The following is a 16,619-nucleotide window of genomic DNA, read 5'->3' as shown; positions in this document are numbered from 1 at the left end:
GAAAGGTTCGATCCCATGGCAGCCGTCGTTGCAGAACGGCCGACCCTCGTCCGTCTCAAGCCCGCCGCGCGCCCGGGCGTACGCGAACTACTGGCCACGGGCCGGCGCTCGTACTCCGTCGAGTTCTTCCCGCCCAAGACCGAGGCGGGCGAGCGGACCCTGTGGAACGCGATCCGCCGGATCGAGGCCTTCGCGCCCTCGTTCGTATCCGTCACCTACGGAGCCGGCGGCTCCTCCCGGGACCGTACCGTCGAGCTCACCAAGCGGATCGCGGCCGAGACGACCCTGCGCCCGGTCGCGCACCTGACGGCGGTCGGCCACTCCCGGGCCGAGTTGCGCCAGATCATCGGCCAGTACGCCGACGCCGGCATCCGGGACGTCCTCGCCCTGCGCGGGGACCCGCCGGGCGACCCGAAAGGCGTGTGGACCCCGCATCCGCAGGGCTTCACGCACGCACACGAGCTGGTCGGCATGATCCGGCAGCTGGGCGACTTCAGCGTGGGCGTGGCCGCGTTCCCCGAGCGGCACCCGCGCTCTCCCGGATGGACCGACGACATCCGCCACTTCGCCGCCAAGTGCAGGGCGGGCGCCGACTACGCGATCACGCAGATGTTCTTCCACGTCGAGGACTACCTACGGCTGCGTGACCGACTGGCATCGGTGGGCTGCCTGACACCGGTCATCCCCGAGATCATGCCGGCGACCGACTTCCGCCAGATCCAGCGGTTCGCCGCACTGAGCAACGCCCGCTTCCCGTCCGCTCTGGCCCGCCGGCTGGAGGCCGTGCAGGACAACCCGGCCGACGGACACCGGGTGGGCGTCGAGTACGCGACCGCGATGGCCGAGCGCCTTCTGGCCGAGGGTGCTCCGGGCCTCCACTACATCACCCTGAACCGCTCCACCGCGACCCTCGAGATCCACCAGAACCTGGGCATCTAGTGCTGTGACGCACTGGCCCTCCATCCACCACCGGAGTCACCATGACCAGCACGTCCCCTGCCGATTTCACCGACTACAAGGTCGCAGACATCGGCCTCGCGGAGTTCGGCCGCAAGGAGATCACCCTGGCCGAGCACGAGATGCCGGGTCTGATGTCGATCCGCGCCGAGTACGCGGAGGCGCAGCCGCTGGCCGGCGCCCGCATCACCGGCTCGCTGCACATGACCGTGCAGACGGCCATCCTGATCGAGACCCTCGTCGCTCTCGGCGCCGACGTCCGCTGGGTCTCCTGCAACATCTTCTCCACCCAGGACCACGCGGCCGCCGCGATCGCCGCCGCGGGGATCCCCGTCTTCGCCTGGAAGGGCGAGACGCTGGAGGAGTACTGGTGGTGCACGGAGCAGGCGCTGACCTGGCCCGGCGCCGACGGCCCCAACATGATCCTCGACGACGGTGGCGACGCCACCCTCCTCGTCCACAAGGGCGTCGAGTTCCAGAAGGCCGGCTCCGTCCCTGACCCGTCCACCGCCGACAACGAGGAACTCGCCGTCGTCCTCGGCCTGCTGCAGCGCAGCGGCATCGACTGGGTGAAGCTCGCGTCCGAGATCCGCGGTGTGACGGAGGAGACCACCACCGGTGTCCACCGCCTCTACGAGATGATGTCCGAGGGCACCCTGCTGTTCCCGGCGATCAACGTGAACGACGCCGTCACCAAGTCGAAGTTCGACAACAAGTACGGCTGCCGCCACTCCCTGATCGACGGCATCAACCGCGCCACCGACGTCCTCATCGGCGGCAAGGTCGCGGTCGTCTTCGGCTACGGCGACGTCGGCAAGGGCTGCGCCGAGTCGCTGCGCGGCCAGGGCGCCCGCGTCATCGTCACCGAGATCGACCCGATCTGCGCCCTGCAGGCGGCGATGGACGGCTACCAGGTCGCCACCCTCGACGACGTCGTCGAGACGGCCGACATCTTCATCACCACCACGGGCAACAAGGACATCATCATGGCCGCCGACATGGCCAAGATGAAGCACCAGGCCATCGTGGGCAACATCGGCCACTTCGACAACGAGATCGACATGGCCGGCCTGGCCAAGATCGAGGGCATCGTCAAGGACGAGGTCAAGCCCCAGGTCCACACCTGGAAGTTCCCCGACGGCAAGGTCCTGATCGTCCTTTCCGAGGGCCGCCTGCTGAACCTCGGCAACGCGACCGGCCACCCGTCCTTCGTGATGTCGAACTCCTTCGCGGACCAGACCCTGGCCCAGATCGAGCTCTTCACCAAGCCGCAGGAGTACCCGACCGAGGTCTACGTGCTCCCCAAGCACCTCGACGAGAAGGTCGCCCGCCTCCACCTCGACGCCCTCGGCGTCCGCCTCACCACGCTCCGCCCGGAGCAGGCCGCCTACATCGGCGTCCAGGTCGAGGGCCCGTACAAGCCGGACCACTACCGCTACTGATCAATCCTCTCGGCGGACACCCGCATTCGAGTCGGGCTTGAGGGCCCGGTTCGATGCTGGGCTGTCTGAGAAGAACCCTCTGAGAACGTCGAGGAGAGTCAGTTGGAGAGTCCGGGCCGGCTCACTGGCCGGCCCGGGCCCCCGCTTCCCGTCACCTCTCGCCCCACACTCCGGCGCCGGCGGTCGCCCCTCACTCCGCTCCTACCTGCCTCGAAGGCGCCTCAGGAAGCACCGGAGGCGCCGGCCGCCGACCACCCCGTCCTCGAACACACCTGCCCTTCGCGAATGGCTAATTCCATTCGCCGGTATCGGAAATGCAGGGTCGCCATTCTTGGATTTCCGTGCCAGACTTTTTTCGTCGATTGATTTCAGGAGGTACGTATGACTGACAAGTCGTTCGACGGTGGCGATGCTCAGGATGCCAAGGAGAGGTTCCGCGAGATCTTGGAACGTAAGGCCCAGGTCACGCGCGCCCGAACGGCCCACGAAGAGGGCCGCCTTCGTGTGAAGAACATGAGCGGTTCGGCCGGACAGAAGCGGTACACCCGCAGGAAGACCGGCTGATCTCCACCCCCTGTGCCGCCGCGGCTCATTCCATGCGAATGAGCCGCGGCGGCTTTTCTGTTCGCAGAGTGAATGCGGCGAAGGCATGCGCTGGAATTTCACTGGAGTCTCGCTTGAAGACTGTTCGAGCCTCGCTGAATGAAAACCCGGGCAGGCGGTGTATTCCAGCCACAAAGGCAGCCCCGCGCGAGTCGCCCGTCGGTATCCCCTGCAAAACCCGAGCCGCGCTGTAGCGCCGCGATCGAACCTGGAGTGTGCGGCACAGGCTGTTCCCGGGCCCCGAATGAGCATCGTTGAGGAACGACCGCTGGTGGCAGACCCCGTCCCGCGCGCCCCCGTGGTCCGTGTGTCCCCCGTACGGGAACGCCCGGCGCAGGCGCCCGCGCGTACCGACGCCCCGCCGACCCCCACCACCGCAGAACCCTCGCTCGCCCTGGCCATGGCCTCGATCCGGATCTCCCGCGGCGGCAACCCCACCGTGGAGGAGACGATCGCACTGGCGGCCCTCCTGACGGCCCGTCTGTGTCTGCTGCACCATGCCCGCGAGTCCGAGCCCCCCCACCGTCCGCCCCCGCAAACTCCCACGCCACCCCTGCCCCCCATTCCGCGCGCCGGGCGCCTGGGCCTCGTAAGAAGCCATCTCATTTGGATGGTTGGGTAGGCTGGTCGTGGCGGGGATTGTTGAGCGGCTGGTGCCGGATGAGTTGTGGGAGCTGTTCCAGCGGGTGGTGCCGGAGGCGCCATCGCGGCCTCAAGGCGGTGGCCGACGTCGGCATGGTGACCGTGAAGTACTGGCCGCGATCGTCTTCGTTGCCACCTCGGGTTGTACATGGCAGCAGCTGCCCGCGGCATCGTTCGGGCCGTCGGGGGCGACAGCCCACCGGCGCTTCTCCGAGTGGACGAAGGCCAGGGTGTGGGCCAAGCTCCACCGCCTGGTACTCGACGAGCTCGGCGCCCGCGGCGAGCTGGACTGGTCACGCTGCGCGATCGACTCGGTGAACATGCGGGCCCTGAAAAAGGGGGACCTGACAGGCCCGAATCCTGTCGACAGGGGCAAGTTCGGATCAAAGATCCATTTGATCACCGAGCGGACCGGTCTGCCCCTGTCCGTCGGCATCTCGGGCGGGCGCGAACCTGCACGACAGCCAGGCTCTCGAGCCCCTCGTCCGCGGCATACCGCCCATCCGCTCGCGCCGCGGACGCCGACGGCGCAGGCCCGGGAAGCTCCACGCAGACAAGGGCTACGACTACGCCCACCTGCGCCGATGGTTACGCGGACGTGGCATCAAGCACTGCATAACCCGCCGTGGCATCGAGTCCTCGCAGCGACTGGGCCGCCACCGCTGGACCATCGAACGCACCATGGCCTGGCTTGCCGGCTGCCGCCGCCTCCACCGCCGCTACGAACGCAAAGCCGAGCACTTCCTGGCCTTCAGCAGCATCGCCTGCACCCTCATCTGCTACCGCAGACTCGCCAAATGAGATGACGTCTAAGCCCACCCGTCGTGGTTCAGCGGGACGGTTCCCACGCTTCGGGGCCGGCGCCCCGCCACTCCACGAAATCGGGATCGGTGAGATCCACGTCCTCGGCGTCCTCGAGGCCGGCCGCGGCGAGAAAGACGCGGATGTCGGCCGGGCAGCAGCCGCGTGCTGCCCGGCATCCCGCAAACCGTCTGCTGTATGAAGTTCTCGCGCGCCCGGCTGCCCGGGACGCTTAAATCCTGTTTCTGTTCCCCAAAAGACTAGGTCAGTGAGGGGATCCCCCGATGCCAGGGTTCCGGGGTCGTGGGGACGTCGGCGATTGGGCGATGAGGGGGCGATCTTGGTCTAACTCCTCCCTCGCGTAGCCTCATCCTGACTTGATCATCTGGAAGTTATGGCTGTAGCACCGCTGTGGTGTGGGCTGTGGCTCACGAGGGACCTAAGTGGACGTTAAGTCCGTTTCTGGTAGCGGCCTCGTCCGGGTTGGGTGAGGAAGCCTTGGCGGGTGAGTCGTCCGAGGCGGCTGCGGGTGATGTTGACGGATGCTTCGTCGGTGGGCATGTCGAGGAGTTCGTGCAGGTCGCGGGCCCGGAACGCCTGGTCGGGGTGCTGGTTGAAGGCGTCGACGATGGTCTGGTAGGCGGTGCTCGACTCGGGCGGATCGGGTTCGGTGCCGGTAGGTGCGAGTTCGGTGATGACCTTGCGGGTGGTGGCGAGGTCCGCGAGGCGAGCTTCGGTCTCGGTGAGGGCGGCGGTGAAGTGCGCGATCTGATGGCGGAGTTCGTCTGCCCGGGCCGTGGCCTCGTTCTCCCGGAGGTGAAGGTCCACCAGGAGTTCGGTGATGTTCACGCGGCCAGCCCGATGGTGTCGCGCCAGGTCGGCGTGGGTGTGGTGAGGCGGCGGGCCATGTTGGCGGTGGAGGCCCAGTAGACGCGTGAGGCGGAGGTGTCGGGCCGGTGGTCGTACTCACGGGTCAGGCGCCGGTGGAGCATCAGCGTGCCGTTCGTCTGCTCGACCACCCACCGCTTGGGCTGCGGGACGAACCCTTTGCCCTGGTCAGCGGGGTTGCGGCGGACGACCTCGACGCCGATGTCCAGCAGTGCGCCGTGAACGATGACCGCTTCCTTGAAGCCCTGGTCGACCAGGGCTTTCTCCAGGCGCATTCCGCACCGCTCGGCGGCCTGGTCGAGCAGGGCGATGCCGGCGGCGTTGTCGTGCGCCGAGGCGGCCATGACGACGACGCCGATGATCAGCCCCAGCACGTCGACGGCCAGTCCCCGCTTGCGTCCCGAGACCTTCTTGTTCGCGTCCAGCCCGGTCGTGGTCCGGGGGACACCCGCCGCAGCGCGGACGGACTGGGTGTCGATGATCACGAGGGACGGGTCCTCTAATCGGCGGGCTTTCTCCCTGACCTGGCAGCGAAGGAGTTCCTGAATCCGCTGGTCGAGCCCGTCCTCGCGCCACAACCTGAAGTAGTAGAACACCGCCGACCAGGCCGGCAGGTCATGCGGCAGCATGCGCCACTGACAGCCCGTCCGGTTCTGGTAGAAGATCGCGTTCACGACCTCCCTCAGGTCACAGGACCCGGGATCCCCGGTCGCCGACCGCGCCACCCGGCCCTGTTTCCAGGCCGTGATCATCGGCTCGATCAACGCCCACTGCCCATCCGACAAATCGCTGAGATACGGCTCTCTCATCACGCCCCGCATCTCAACATGGACATGCCCATCGAGCAGCCCGGACCGCGATCAGTACCACGATCGAGCGATCACGAACGAAGAGAAGTCGGACTTAACGACCACTAAGAGGCATCAATTGACGAAGCACAGGATTTCCGCCCGACTCGCCAGCGTGGCCGCTGCCGGCGCTGTGGCGTTTGGTGGCACCGTAGCGCTGGCGCCGGCTGCATCCGCGGTTGGCTCCAGTGCCTGCACGAAGAATGTCGCTGACTACGACTCCCAGACGGACACCACGGTGAACTTCCGCACGGGTCCCGGGACCGACTACACGGCGAAGGGCACGGTGAGCTCCAACACCTCGGTGCGCGTCTACTGCACCGCCAAGGGCGGCGCGTGGGCCTATCTGAAGGTCACCGAGGGCGCGCACAAGGGGACGACCGGCTGGATCGCCTGCAAGTGGCTTGCTGTTCCCATGCAGTTGAGCTGACGAACACGGCTGAACGGCCAGACTCTGCAGGGGACCGGTGAAGCTCTGCCGGCCATGAGATCACCGAACAGGATGACGGCTGGCTCCTGATGACCCGCCTCCTCCCGGACGCCGCGTAGGCCGGCGGGTTCTGGTGACATGGCCGACGGGGCCGGGGTGCGGCATTACGCCTCGGCCCCGTCGGTCTCCCTGCCTCGGGGGTTCACACCCCGCCTTCACACCCGTTCCAGGCCCGGAGGGTGCGAAAGGCCGGTGTTCACCCCAACGAGGCCGGCAGGGGGTCAGACCTCGCCGCGCCAGGAGCCGGTTTTGCGGCCGCGGTCCTCGATGTACTCCTTGAACTGCTTCAGGTCGCCGGTGACCTGCCGCTTAACGAGGCCGAGCTTGTCGCCGACGTTCTCCGCGAAGCCCTCCGGGTCGTAGTCCAGCTGCAGCTTCACCTTGGTCTTGCTGTCGTCCAGGCGGTGGAAGGTGACCACGCCGGCCTGCTTGACCTCGCCGCCCAGCGTCGTCCACGCGACCCGCTCGTCGGGGATCTGCTCGGTAATCTCCGCCTCGAACTCCTTGGTCACTCCGCCGATCTTCGCCACCCAGTGCGTCATGGTGTCGGTGCGCTGGTCGATGCGCTCCACACCGTCCATGAAGTGCGGGAACGACTCGAACTGCGTCCACTGGTTGTAGGCGGTGCGCACAGGGACATCGACTTCCACGGACTCTTCGACCTCAACGGACCCGTGGGCCGGGCTGTGCGCTAGAACGCCCGCGGGTGGTTGCAGGCTCACTGGTGCCGGGTGGGTGGTTCACGTGATTCGCCGGCATCCGGGTCCGGCAGGCACAAGGGTGGGGTCGGGTCCGCAGCGAGGTGGAGCCGGCGCAGGGTGGATTCGGTTTCCCGCTCGAAGTGCTCCACGGAGATCAGGCGCTGCCAGATGGGATCGGGCATACCGGGCACCGCGGCGCCGCGGGCAGTCCACTCCGCTGCGAGCCGCGCATACAGGGGCGCGGATTGGTCTGCGATGTTTTCGGGGCCGCCGCGGCGGGCATGCCGACCCGATCCGGCAGCGTACGGCCGACTCTGCGTGGGAATGAGGGAACCGGGCATGAGCCGGGCCTGCCCCAGTACATGAGGCAAAAACTTTCGCTGATCAGCGGTCACGATCATCAAAACGATTCTTGCGCCCGCCCGACACCGCTGCCCCGAACGCTACGGATCCTGGTGCGCTGGAGACGCCGGCCGGATGACCTTTGGTGGCTTGGTTCGGCGGGGTGGTCCGAGGCCGGGGCACGCGCCGTGCCTACCGGAGCCGTCAGCTGGGGAAAACCTCAGAGCGGGCCGCTCCGCTGGTGGGGCGGCCCGTTTCGAACGAGCGCTGTGTCATAGAGCTCTTTCAAACGTGTTCAGGTACCTGGCTGAACGGAAATCCCGTCTCTCCCAGGCCCGGGGGAAGCCCGTCGGCACGGTGCGGTCGCTGCCCTGCCGAGCCCCTGGATCTTGGCTTGAGGGCAGATGGCATGGCACAGAGGGAGCGCTCGCCTCTGGGGTGTGCGGCGTGCGCCGGGTGTAGGCGGCAGAGGCCTGGGGAGGGTTGAGACATGAACGTGAACGACGGCCAAGGCGATGGTGATGAGTTCGACGTCCTTGGCGTGTACCTGGAAACCCTGCGGGCTCAGATGTCTCCGCAGCAGTTCCGGGCCCTGGTGAGAGCTGTGCAGGCGACGTGCGGGCTGCTGTCAGAGGGGCGGTCCGCTCCTCTGACGGTGCCGGGCGACGGCTTGCTGTCCAGTGATCTGCGGCGGGAGTACCTGACCGTGTTGGCGGTCATGATCACGGGACGTATGGATCACCGGCTCGTGGAGGTCCCGGGGCCCGATGGCAAATCGGGGTGGGCGGTGCTGGAGGGCGGCGCCGAGCACGACACTGCCGCGTCGATGGCTGCCCGTGACGCGGTGGCCTGCCGGCACAACGAGCAAATGTCCATCACCGCCGAACTGGATGGCATCGCCCGCGCGAGCGGCCTCAGCCCCGGCTGAGAAGGCCCCAGTGCCCTGCCGATTCACCGTTGATACTGCAGAGCCGCGCCACCTGCGGCGATGATTTCGGCGAGCCGGTTGGCGAAGGCCGCGTTGCATCCCCCGAGCCGGACGAAGCCGTGGCCGGCCACCGGCCCGCCGTTGCTCAGGGAGGGAAGGGTCAGGTCTGCGAGCGCGAGCGCCGCCTGGAGGTTGGTGACAGCCTCTTCGCCGGCCTGGTAGGCGGCCTCCTGGCGCCGCTTGTATGCATTCGTTCAGCGTGGGATAACTCGTACACCATGTTGCTGACCTCTCGTGGTAAGCGCGGGGGATGAGTGGCTTTATTCACGGGTTGTGAAGCCGGTTGTTCACGGGTCACCGGGGTTCTTGCCAGGGCAGCATCGAGGTGCTCCTGGTGAAAGGGCCTGGTCATGCCGCAGATGTCGAAGGTCGAGCTGTACGCGGCGATCCGTCGGGACCACCGCGGCGGCATGAAGATCCGGGAGATCGAGCGCAAGTACAACGTGTCCTGGCGGACGGTCCGCAAGGCCGTGGACTCGGTCTGGCCGGAGCCGCGGAAGCAGCTGCCGCCGAGGCCGACCGCGTTGGACCCCTACAAGCCGGTGATCGACGGGATGCTTCAGGCGGACCTGGACGCGCCGCGCAAACAGCGGCACACGATCACGCGGATCTTCCACCGCCTGGTCGAGGAACACGCCGCGGACGTCTCCTACCAAATGGTCCGGCGCTACGTCTCGGACCGGAAGCCACAGATCCTCGTCGAGTCGGGGAAGGCCCCGGTCGAAGCGTTCATCCCGCAGACCCACCAGCCCGGTATGGAGGCCGAGGTCGACTTCGGCGACGTCACGATCCGGCTCGCCGGCGAGCTTGTGACCTGCTACTTGTTCTCCTTCCGCCTGTCCTACTCAGGCAAGGCCGTCCACCGCGTCTTCGCGTCCTGCGGCCAGGAAGCCTTCTTCGAAGGGCACGTTCACGCTCTTCGGACCCTGGGCGGGGTCCCGCGAAGCAAGGTCCGTTACGACAACCTGAAGGCCGCCGTCGCCCAAGTGCTGGGGCTGAGCCGGGCCAGGGTGGAGGCCGACCGGTGGATCGCCTTCAGGTCGCACTTCGGGATCGAGAGCTTCTACTGCCGACCCGGCATCGAAGGCGCCCACGAGAAGGGCGGAGTGGAGGGACAGATCGGCTACTTCCGCCGCAACCACTTCACCCCGGTGCCCGAGGTCGACTCGCTGGCCGAGCTGAACGAACTCGTCGATCAGTGGGATCTTCACGACGGACGGCGCCGGATCGGTTCGCGGCCGCGGACCATCGACGAGTACTTCCAGGTCGAGGGGCCGCTGCTGATGCCGCTGCCGGAAGAGTCCTTCGAGACGGGACGGCTCTTCACTCCGAGGGTCGACCGCTACAGCCAGATCGCGGTTCGCACGAACCGCTACTCGGTGCCGGTCCGGCTGATCGGCAAACGGGTCCGGGTCGTGCTGCACGCCTCTCACCTGGTGGTCTACGACCGGAACGTGGAAGTGGCCCGGCACGAGCGGCTGATCGCGAAGGGCGGCTGCCGCCTGGATCTGGACCACTACCTGGAGGCCCTGATCCGCAAGCCAGGTGCCTTCCCCGGCGCCACCGCGCTCGAACAGGCCCGCTCGGCGGGCAAGTTCACCCCGGTCCATGACGCCTGGTGGGCCGCGGCGGTCAAGGCCCACGGAGACACAGCCGGGACGAGAGCGCTGATCGAGGTGCTGCTGCTGGCCCGCCACCTCCCGCACGAGCACCTGGTCGCCGGACTCGCGATGGCCCTGCGGGCCGGAGCCCTGACCGCGGACGCGGTCGCGCTGGAAGCCCGCAAAATCGCCCAGGCCGAGGACGAGCCGGCCGGAACCCCGGGCGCGGCCACCGTGACGTTTCTGCACGAGTGGCGGCTCGCGCATCTTCCCCCGGACACCAGGCCTCTGCCCTCGGTGACCCACTACGACCAACTGCTCCGACGCCGTCGCGCCAGCGCCGGCGAACAACGCGAGGGAGAAGCACAGTGACCCTGCCCCGCCAGCGAGGACTGACCGAGCAGGCCGCCACCACGGCCATCGACACCGCCTGCCGCCTGCTGCGGCTCCCCTCGATCAGAAACGAGTTTGCCGACATCGCCGACCGGGCGCTGAAGGACCAGATGACCTACCGCGGGTTCCTCGCCGAACTGCTGATGGCCGAGTGCGACGACCGGTCCCGGCGCCGTTCGGAACGGCGGATCAAGGCAGCCGGCTTCCCCCGGGACAAGTCCCTGCGGACTTTCGACTTCGACGCGAACCCGAACATCGACGCCGCCACCATCCACACCCTCGCCAGCTGCGAATGGATCAAGAAGAGCCAGCCCCTCTGTCTGATCGGCGACTCCGGAACCGGCAAGTCGCACATGCTGATCGCGCTGGGAACCGAGGCGGCGATGGCCGGCTACCGGGTCAAGTACGTGCTTGCGACGAAGCTGGTCAACGAGCTCGTCGAGGCCGCCGACGAGAAGCAACTCTCCAAGACGATCGCCCGCTACGGCCGGGTTGATCTTTTGTGCATCGATGAACTCGGCTACATGGAACTCGACCGCCGCGGCGCCGAACTCCTCTTCCAGGTCCTGACCGAACGCGAGGAAAAGAACAGCGTCGCCATCGCCTCCAACGAGTCGTTCGGCGGCTGGACCAAGACGTTCACCGACCCCCGCCTCTGCGCTGCCATCGTCGACCGCCTCACCTTCAACGGCACCATCATCGAGACCGGAACCGACTCCTACCGCCTCGCCAGCACCCGCGCTCGAGCCGAAGCCGCGGCCAGCTAGGTTCCGCTGGGAGCGTCGGCCACTTCTCCAGTCTCAGGGGGAGCTGGCCGACGACCCATCGGAGCGAAGCAGGGCCCGCAACTCGTCGGGAGTGACCGGCCCCGGGTCACGAACGGGCTGGCCGACGTCGGCAGGCCAACTGGGACGGAAGCGTTCGACGAAGTCTGTGAAGTCGCTCCGCAGATACCGGGAGTCGGACGGCTTCAGCCGGATCTGCTGGCGGCTGTCTGCCCACCAGATCTCGAAATCGGCAACCGTGCCCTCCGCTGGCCAGTCTTCGCCCTCGCTCGGCAGCAGCAGAACGTCGACAAAACCTCCGACGCTCAGGCCGATGTCCACGAAGATCCCGATCGCACCGGGTCGGGGAACCTTCACCACGGTGCCCTCGAAGACCTGCCCGAAGCGCAGGTCCCTCCGAATCCGAGCCCACTCGACATCTGTCACCACGAACAGATCATCGCACCATCGTCCGTCTGCCTCAGCGGCACGTCACCGCCGTCATTTCTCGTGAGCATCCGTGAGCCGGCTGATGACCAACCGCTGCCGGAACTCATCGACAAACGCTGCTGCTTAGAAGTCATCTCATTTGGGTGGTTGGGTAGGCTGTCGGTCGTGGCGGGGATTGTTGAGCGGCTTGTGCCGGATGAGTTGTGGGTGTTGTTCCAGCGGGTGGTGCCGGAGGCGCCGTCGCGGCCTCAGGGCGGTGGCCGGCGTCGGCATGGCGACCGGGAGGTGCTGGCCGCGATCGTCTTCGTTGCCACCTCAGGTTGCACCTGGCAGCAGTTGCCGACGGCGTCGTTCGGGCCGTCGGGGGCGACAGCCCACCGGCGGTTCACCGAGTGGAGCAAGGCGCGGGTGTGGGCCAAGCTGCACCGCCTGGTCCTCGACGAGCTCGGCGCTCGCGGTGAGCTGGATTGGTCCCGCTGCGCGATCGACTCGGTGAACATGCGGGCCCTTAAAAGGGGGAGCTGACAGGTCCGAATCCTGTTGACAGGGGCAAGTTCGGGTCGAAGATCCACTTGATCACGGAGCGAACCGGTCTGCCCCTGTCCGTCGGAATCTCGGGCGCGAACCTCCACGACAGCCAGGCCCTCGAGCCGCTCATCCGCGGCATACCGCCCATCCGATCCCGCCGCGGACGCCGACGACGCAAACCCGGCAAGCTCCACGCAGACAAGGGCTACGACTACGCCCACCTGCGACGATGGTTACGCGGACGCGGCATCAAGCACCGCATCGCCCGCAGGGGCATCGAGTCCTCGCAGCGACTGGGCCGCCACCGCTGGACCATCGAACGCACCATGGCCTGGCTCGCCGGCTGCCGCCGCCTCCACCGACGCTACGAACGCAAAGCCGAACACTTCCTCGCCTTCACCAGCATCGCCTGCACCCTCATCTGCTACCGCAGACTCGCCAAATGAGATGACGTCTTAACGCGAACAAAGCCAGATGAGGCGCCGGAGCGCGTTGTGTACTCGGTCGCCGAGGGGTGTCTTTGCCCGGTGCGCCGGCCCTGGCCAGCACGCACGCTGCAGATGCCGACGGCAGTGACCCGCCTTGCCCGGGCAGGACCCTTCCCCACGGCACGCCGCTCGGATGTGCCGCAGTGACCGGACGTCTGGGGTGCCGGGGTGCGGTCCGAGGCGCATCGCGGTGGGTAGCCCCAGGCTCGGATGGGGCAGGGGTGGGTAGACCGTCGGGCTGAGTCTGCTCACGGCCCGTGACTATCGGTTTCGATCTTCGTTTCAAAGATGCAGGCGAGCACCCCTTTGACGTGTGGGAAGGACCGGGTTGGCCAGGGAGTTAGCGGCTGCTACCGCCTTTGTGCTTCGCGGTCGCCGCCCATGGGATGCTCGACCCTCTTGCGTCGTCGTCCGACAGTGCCGTTTCCGCTGGGACGCTCGCCCAGGATTCCCACTCCCCGCGCGTGGACGGCGGACCGATCTCGCCGACGGCAAGACTGTCGGCCAGTCAGACTCCGCTGACGGTACGGACTCGAGTAACCCAATCCCATGGCCCGAGCCTGGGACCGTGACATTGACTGGCACGAGTGGCACTGCCCCACGCGTACGACCGTTATGCGTCTTACCCGAATCTGTGACCGTGGGACGGAGAGCGGACAGCTGTGTTGTCTGCCGCGGGGTAGCCGGGAGGGACACTGCCCGGGCTGCGTCTGGCTGCGGCCGTCTTCCCGAGCGGAACGGACGCAGAGGGCGTCGGGTTTCGGTGTCGCGGAGCGGCTTGGCGAGGCGGTCGCGTGAGTGTGATCTGGCGGACCAGCTGCTGGAAGCAGGCCAGCGCCGCGACGGCAGGAAGAGCAGCCCCCGCCACGGCGGCGATCGTTCTGGGTGCCTGGGCTACGCACAGAAGCGTGGCCAGGGTGGAGAACAGCAAAACGATGGACCAGGAATGAAGCGCGCGGCGCTGGTGCAAGGCCGATCTGAGGATGGACAGGGAGGCGACCATCCAGGGGCCGTAGATCAGCAGGGGCCACCAGCTGGCCACCTCGCGGTCCGTGTGGGGTTCGGCGCTGTGGCGCAGGGCGTCGCAGATGGCCAGCCCGCTGACGATGCTCACCACAGCGGCGATGGCACCGACCAGCACGGCGGTGAACACACTGCCCGTTTGCAGCAGGGTCACTGCCGGCGGCCTCGACGGGTTCCGGCGGTGCCCGCTGGAGGCTTGTGTGGGCGGCCGCCCGGTAGGGGTGTGCTTCAGCCCTGCAACGAGGCCGAGGGTGCTGACCGTGTCACCGGTGACCCCGGTGTCGTCGAAGCCGACTCGGGTGAAGGGCTCCGGCTGCCCGGGCGCAGCGCTCTCCTGAAGAAGGATGGCGAGCTCCTCCACCGGATCCCACGACGGATGCGCCTCACCGGGCCCGCCGAGCGGCTGCCCGGTGGAGGGGTGCTGTACGTTCTCTGGCCGGTCCCAGAACGCGGAGGTCTCCTGCTGGGGGTGGACACCGTGGATGTCCGGGTACCCGTACGACTCATACACGGGAGCTGCCACCCGAGCACTCGCCGACAGCCGTTGCGGACGCTGCCGTGTTCTCCATCCGCCTGCCGAACTCGACCTGGATCACGCTCATCGTGTGGAGGAAGTCCTCAAGGATCGGGGAGGAGTACCGAAGATCGATTTCCAGATCTTCGTGTCTCAGGGTGGCGTTCCGGGTCTCGCCCCAGTTGGTGGAGGGCGGAGTGAACATCCACTTCCCGATCCGGGTGGCCCCGGAGTGAAAGCTGCCTCCCTGTCCGTCTTCCTGCGCAGTCCTGCGGAGGAAGAAGGGGAGCTCTACTTTTGCCATATTTCATAAACGCTCTCGGTGTCGGTCTGGGTGCGTGCCATCCGGGTGATGGTGGTCGACGAATAAGCATTGACGCCGGCCTATCGGTTTTCCATACCAACCAGGAGGGCAGTAGCCGCGCCCTTTTTCGCGCCGCCACGCCGCGACTCGGAGGACGATGAGCTGCGGCTGACGCAAGCAGCGCGACGGCCCCTTCACCCCGTCCCGCACCCTGCTGCGTGCCGCGCACCCGCGGCAGCGGCTCTCATGCACGGCGGGATTGTCCACGCATATCGCCGACTCTTGCCGCAGGCCGTCATCCCTGTCTGCCCCCTCAGCGTTGAGCCCCCCATCGCCGGCTCCGTTGACTTCGCTTCCCGCCGAGTGGACGGCCCCGTCGCCCCACGGAAGCGCGCCGATCCTCGGCCTGCGGTCCGCCGGGTCACCTGCCCAACCCTCCTTTGGCCACCACAGCCACCGACTGATCATCGGTAAATAGATCGAGATGCCGACGCCGGTAGATTGCTGCGCATGGCTGCAATCGGAGGACAGGGCACAACTCCACATATGCCTCCGCGTTATGCCGAGGGTCGCCAGGGCCCGGCCTGCGCATCCCCTTGAACCTCAGCCTTTGAAAGGACCAGCTGTGGGAGGCATCCTCCTGTGGATCGTGCTGATTTCTGCCGCAGTAGGCACAAGTTGCACCGCACTGACGTCATCCGGGACCGGCCGACTCTGGCATGTGGACACCCTCGAACTGAGGCGCCACCAACGCTTCAAGCACGTCCTGTCCCTCCATGTAGACGCCGTCCGGTTGTCTCGTCCGGCAGCCGCAGCGCCGGCACGGCCAGGGGAGAAACTCGTCACCGTCGTCTCCCCTCGTTCGGGTGCGGAGCCGTTCCGAGTCGTCCATGAGCCGTGTTGGCCACCCCGCACACCAGACCGTTAGGGCAGAGCACCTCGCCGGCAGCCGACACCGCGCGCTGAACGACTGCACCTCGGAGGTCTCGCCGGCCCCTCCCCGGGACGATGGCGTTGGCGCGGCTTCCGGAATATCCCTGGGCTCCGCGGGAGGCCCGCATCCCGGGTGATGCAGGCTCTGGGTCAAGGGAAGGCCGCGGAGATGGTCGGCCAAGCGCCTTGTCGTCGGCGGTGACATCGCTTCGCGAGCCGTGGCCCGAAGAGCCCGACGCGGCAGGCTGGTGCGCCATCCAATTCCGCACCTCAGTAAGCCGTTCCGCCAGCGCTCCTCGTCAAGCACGCCAGGTCGAAAGGGCAGCTGATATCGCCGAAAAACCCCGGCAATCCGTTCCGTACATTGCCGCGTGCATTAAAACCCCGGCAATCCGGACACCGGTGAAGGCGCACAAAAACCCTGGCAGTCTGCGCATTACCCGTCCGCTTTTCGCCGTCCCGCATCCACAGGCCCGCGGCCGTAGAAGGGAGGTGTCCGCTTCCGGGTGTGCAGTACCCGGCACGCACACCGAAAGGCACGGCCCATGGCACAGACGAAGTTCGACAAGCAGCTGGAAGAGAACGTCGAGTCTCTGGTTTTCGGCATCGGCCGGATCCTGGCCGGCCGGGACACCGACGGCATCCGCCGTACGGACGCCACCTTCTGGCGCTCTGGCACCCGGGTCCTGCCGAAGGTGGAGGGCCGCGTCCCGCGCCGCTCCTACAAACCCGGGTGGCGGCGCCTCACCTTCCGCCTCGCCCTCGGGGCAGGCGCCGTGGAGAGCACCTACCTGCTCGGCCGGGACCCGAAGGCCACCATGCAGACCGCCCAGGACCTGTGGGACAACCAGGACCAGGTCGTCGCCGCGCTGGAGACCGGCGGGACGGCGCGGCCTCCGTACTGACCGTCGGCACCGCG

General features: G+C 67.3%; 16 protein-coding genes and 1 pseudogene. 10 read left to right on the top strand and 7 right to left on the bottom strand.

Translation table 11 applies throughout. The annotated features are described in order from the left end of the window. Positions 1-15: 15 nt before the first annotated feature. The 4 genes and pseudogenes from metF to OG534_RS37565 all read left to right on the top strand — a co-directional run bounded on the left by metF (position 16) and on the right by OG534_RS37565 (position 4,445). Positions 16-939, top strand: coding sequence for a methylenetetrahydrofolate reductase [NAD(P)H] (gene metF / locus OG534_RS37580; protein WP_326594101.1), 924 nt, complete (start codon positions 16-18; stop codon positions 937-939). 41 nt (positions 940-980) lie between these two features. Next, on the top strand, positions 981-2,399 hold the full coding sequence (ahcY, locus tag OG534_RS37575; RefSeq protein ID WP_326594100.1) for an adenosylhomocysteinase: 1,419 nt from the start codon (positions 981-983) through the stop codon (positions 2,397-2,399). 381 nt (positions 2,400-2,780) lie between these two features. Further along, positions 2,781-2,963, top strand: coding sequence for a DUF5302 domain-containing protein (locus tag OG534_RS37570; protein ID WP_326594099.1), 183 nt, complete (start codon positions 2,781-2,783; stop codon positions 2,961-2,963). Between the two features lie 677 nt (positions 2,964-3,640). Continuing rightward, positions 3,641-4,445, top strand: a pseudogene (locus tag OG534_RS37565) (IS5 family transposase). Positions 4,446-4,895: 450 nt separating this feature from the next. On the opposite strand, the gene OG534_RS37560 reads toward OG534_RS37565, so the two are convergent. Both OG534_RS37560 and OG534_RS37555 read right to left on the bottom strand, forming a co-directional pair. Beyond that, on the bottom strand, positions 4,896-5,294 hold the full coding sequence (locus OG534_RS37560; protein ID WP_326586005.1) for a hypothetical protein: 399 nt from the start codon (positions 5,292-5,294) through the stop codon (positions 4,896-4,898). Then, positions 5,291-6,154, bottom strand: a complete 864-nt coding sequence (locus OG534_RS37555) for an IS5 family transposase (RefSeq protein WP_326586004.1) — start codon at positions 6,152-6,154, stop codon at positions 5,291-5,293. The genes OG534_RS37560 and OG534_RS37555 overlap by 4 nt, the downstream gene beginning before the upstream one ends. 265 nt (positions 6,155-6,419) lie before the next feature. Here OG534_RS37555 and OG534_RS37550 point away from each other — a divergent pair, with 265 nt between their 5' ends. Then, on the top strand, positions 6,420-6,611 hold the full coding sequence (locus OG534_RS37550) for an SH3 domain-containing protein (RefSeq protein WP_326594097.1): 192 nt from the start codon (positions 6,420-6,422) through the stop codon (positions 6,609-6,611). Positions 6,612-6,892: 281 nt separating this feature from the next. Here OG534_RS37550 and OG534_RS37545 read toward each other — a convergent pair whose 3' ends face one another. Then, entirely contained in the window at positions 6,893-7,387 is a 495-nt protein-coding gene (locus tag OG534_RS37545; protein WP_326594345.1) for an SRPBCC family protein, read from the bottom strand. A 2-nt stretch (positions 7,388-7,389) separates the two neighbouring features. Continuing rightward, positions 7,390-7,773, bottom strand: a complete 384-nt coding sequence (locus OG534_RS37540; protein WP_326594095.1) for a hypothetical protein — start codon at positions 7,771-7,773, stop codon at positions 7,390-7,392. 431 nt (positions 7,774-8,204) lie between these two features. Between OG534_RS37540 and OG534_RS37535 the strand changes: the two genes are divergently transcribed. The 3 genes from OG534_RS37535 (at position 8,205) to istB (ending at position 11,463) form a co-directional block, all read left to right on the top strand. Continuing rightward, positions 8,205-8,642: a hypothetical protein gene (locus OG534_RS37535; RefSeq protein ID WP_326594093.1), complete on the top strand. Its 438-nt coding sequence runs from the start codon at positions 8,205-8,207 to the stop codon at positions 8,640-8,642. 419 nt (positions 8,643-9,061) lie between these two features. Further along, positions 9,062-10,675 (top strand): IS21 family transposase, encoded by a 1,614-nt coding sequence (gene istA / locus OG534_RS37530; RefSeq protein WP_326594344.1) that lies wholly within the window; start codon positions 9,062-9,064, stop codon positions 10,673-10,675. Next, on the top strand, positions 10,672-11,463 hold the full coding sequence (gene istB, locus OG534_RS37525) for an IS21-like element helper ATPase IstB (protein WP_326594092.1): 792 nt from the start codon (positions 10,672-10,674) through the stop codon (positions 11,461-11,463). The genes istA and istB overlap by 4 nt, the downstream gene beginning before the upstream one ends. Positions 11,464-11,496: 33 nt before the next feature. On the opposite strand, the gene OG534_RS37520 is transcribed toward istB, so the two are convergent. Further along, positions 11,497-11,910 carry a hypothetical protein gene (locus OG534_RS37520; protein WP_030902951.1) on the bottom strand — a complete coding sequence of 138 codons (414 nt, stop codon included), beginning with the start codon at positions 11,908-11,910 and terminating at the stop codon, positions 11,497-11,499. A gap of 174 nt (positions 11,911-12,084) precedes the next feature. On the opposite strand from OG534_RS37520, the gene OG534_RS37515 reads away from it, so the two are divergent. Beyond that, positions 12,085-12,884, top strand: a protein-coding gene (locus OG534_RS37515; protein ID WP_442807278.1) for an IS5 family transposase whose coding sequence is annotated in 2 segments (ribosomal slippage) — positions 12,085-12,433 and positions 12,433-12,884 — 801 coding nt in all. Because the reading frame shifts where the segments join, the coding sequence is not laid out codon by codon here. Positions 12,885-13,548: 664 nt separating this feature from the next. Here OG534_RS37515 and OG534_RS37510 read toward each other — a convergent pair. Together OG534_RS37510 and OG534_RS37505 are read right to left on the bottom strand one after the other, a co-directional pair. Beyond that, positions 13,549-14,460, bottom strand: a complete 912-nt coding sequence (locus OG534_RS37510) for a DUF2637 domain-containing protein (protein WP_326594091.1) — start codon at positions 14,458-14,460, stop codon at positions 13,549-13,551. Further along, positions 14,453-14,767, bottom strand: a complete 315-nt coding sequence (locus OG534_RS37505; protein ID WP_326594090.1) for a hypothetical protein — start codon at positions 14,765-14,767, stop codon at positions 14,453-14,455. Before OG534_RS37505 ends, OG534_RS37510 begins: the two co-directional genes overlap by 8 nt. Positions 14,768-16,245: 1,478 nt before the next feature. Here OG534_RS37505 and OG534_RS37500 point away from each other — a divergent pair. Then, positions 16,246-16,605: a hypothetical protein gene (locus OG534_RS37500; protein WP_326594089.1), complete on the top strand. Its 360-nt coding sequence runs from the start codon at positions 16,246-16,248 to the stop codon at positions 16,603-16,605. The last annotated feature ends 14 nt before the right edge of the window (positions 16,606-16,619 follow it).

Source organism: Streptomyces sp. NBC_01294 (assembly GCF_035917235.1).
Lineage (GTDB): Bacteria > Actinomycetota > Actinomycetes > Streptomycetales > Streptomycetaceae > Streptomyces > Streptomyces caledonius.
The sequence above is the reverse complement of the archived record's forward strand: the minus strand, read 5'-3'. Positions and strand labels throughout refer to the sequence as shown.

Coding starts and splice junctions, on each gene's coding strand:
- ahcY (WP_326594100.1), top strand. CDS start 981: ATGACCAGCACGTCCCCTGCCGATTTCACCGACTACAAGGTCGCAGAC.
- OG534_RS37540 (WP_326594095.1), bottom strand. CDS start 7,773: ATGATCGTGACCGCTGATCAGCGAAAGTTTTTGCCTCATGTACTGGGG.
- istA (WP_326594344.1), top strand. CDS start 9,062: ATGTCGAAGGTCGAGCTGTACGCGGCGATCCGTCGGGACCACCGCGGC.
- metF (WP_326594101.1), top strand. CDS start 16: ATGGCAGCCGTCGTTGCAGAACGGCCGACCCTCGTCCGTCTCAAGCCC.
- OG534_RS37505 (WP_326594090.1), bottom strand. CDS start 14,767: ATGGCAAAAGTAGAGCTCCCCTTCTTCCTCCGCAGGACTGCGCAGGAA.
- OG534_RS37555 (WP_326586004.1), bottom strand. CDS start 6,154: ATGCGGGGCGTGATGAGAGAGCCGTATCTCAGCGATTTGTCGGATGGG.
- OG534_RS37570 (WP_326594099.1), top strand. CDS start 2,781: ATGACTGACAAGTCGTTCGACGGTGGCGATGCTCAGGATGCCAAGGAG.
- OG534_RS37535 (WP_326594093.1), top strand. CDS start 8,205: ATGAACGTGAACGACGGCCAAGGCGATGGTGATGAGTTCGACGTCCTT.
- OG534_RS37500 (WP_326594089.1), top strand. CDS start 16,246: ATGGCACAGACGAAGTTCGACAAGCAGCTGGAAGAGAACGTCGAGTCT.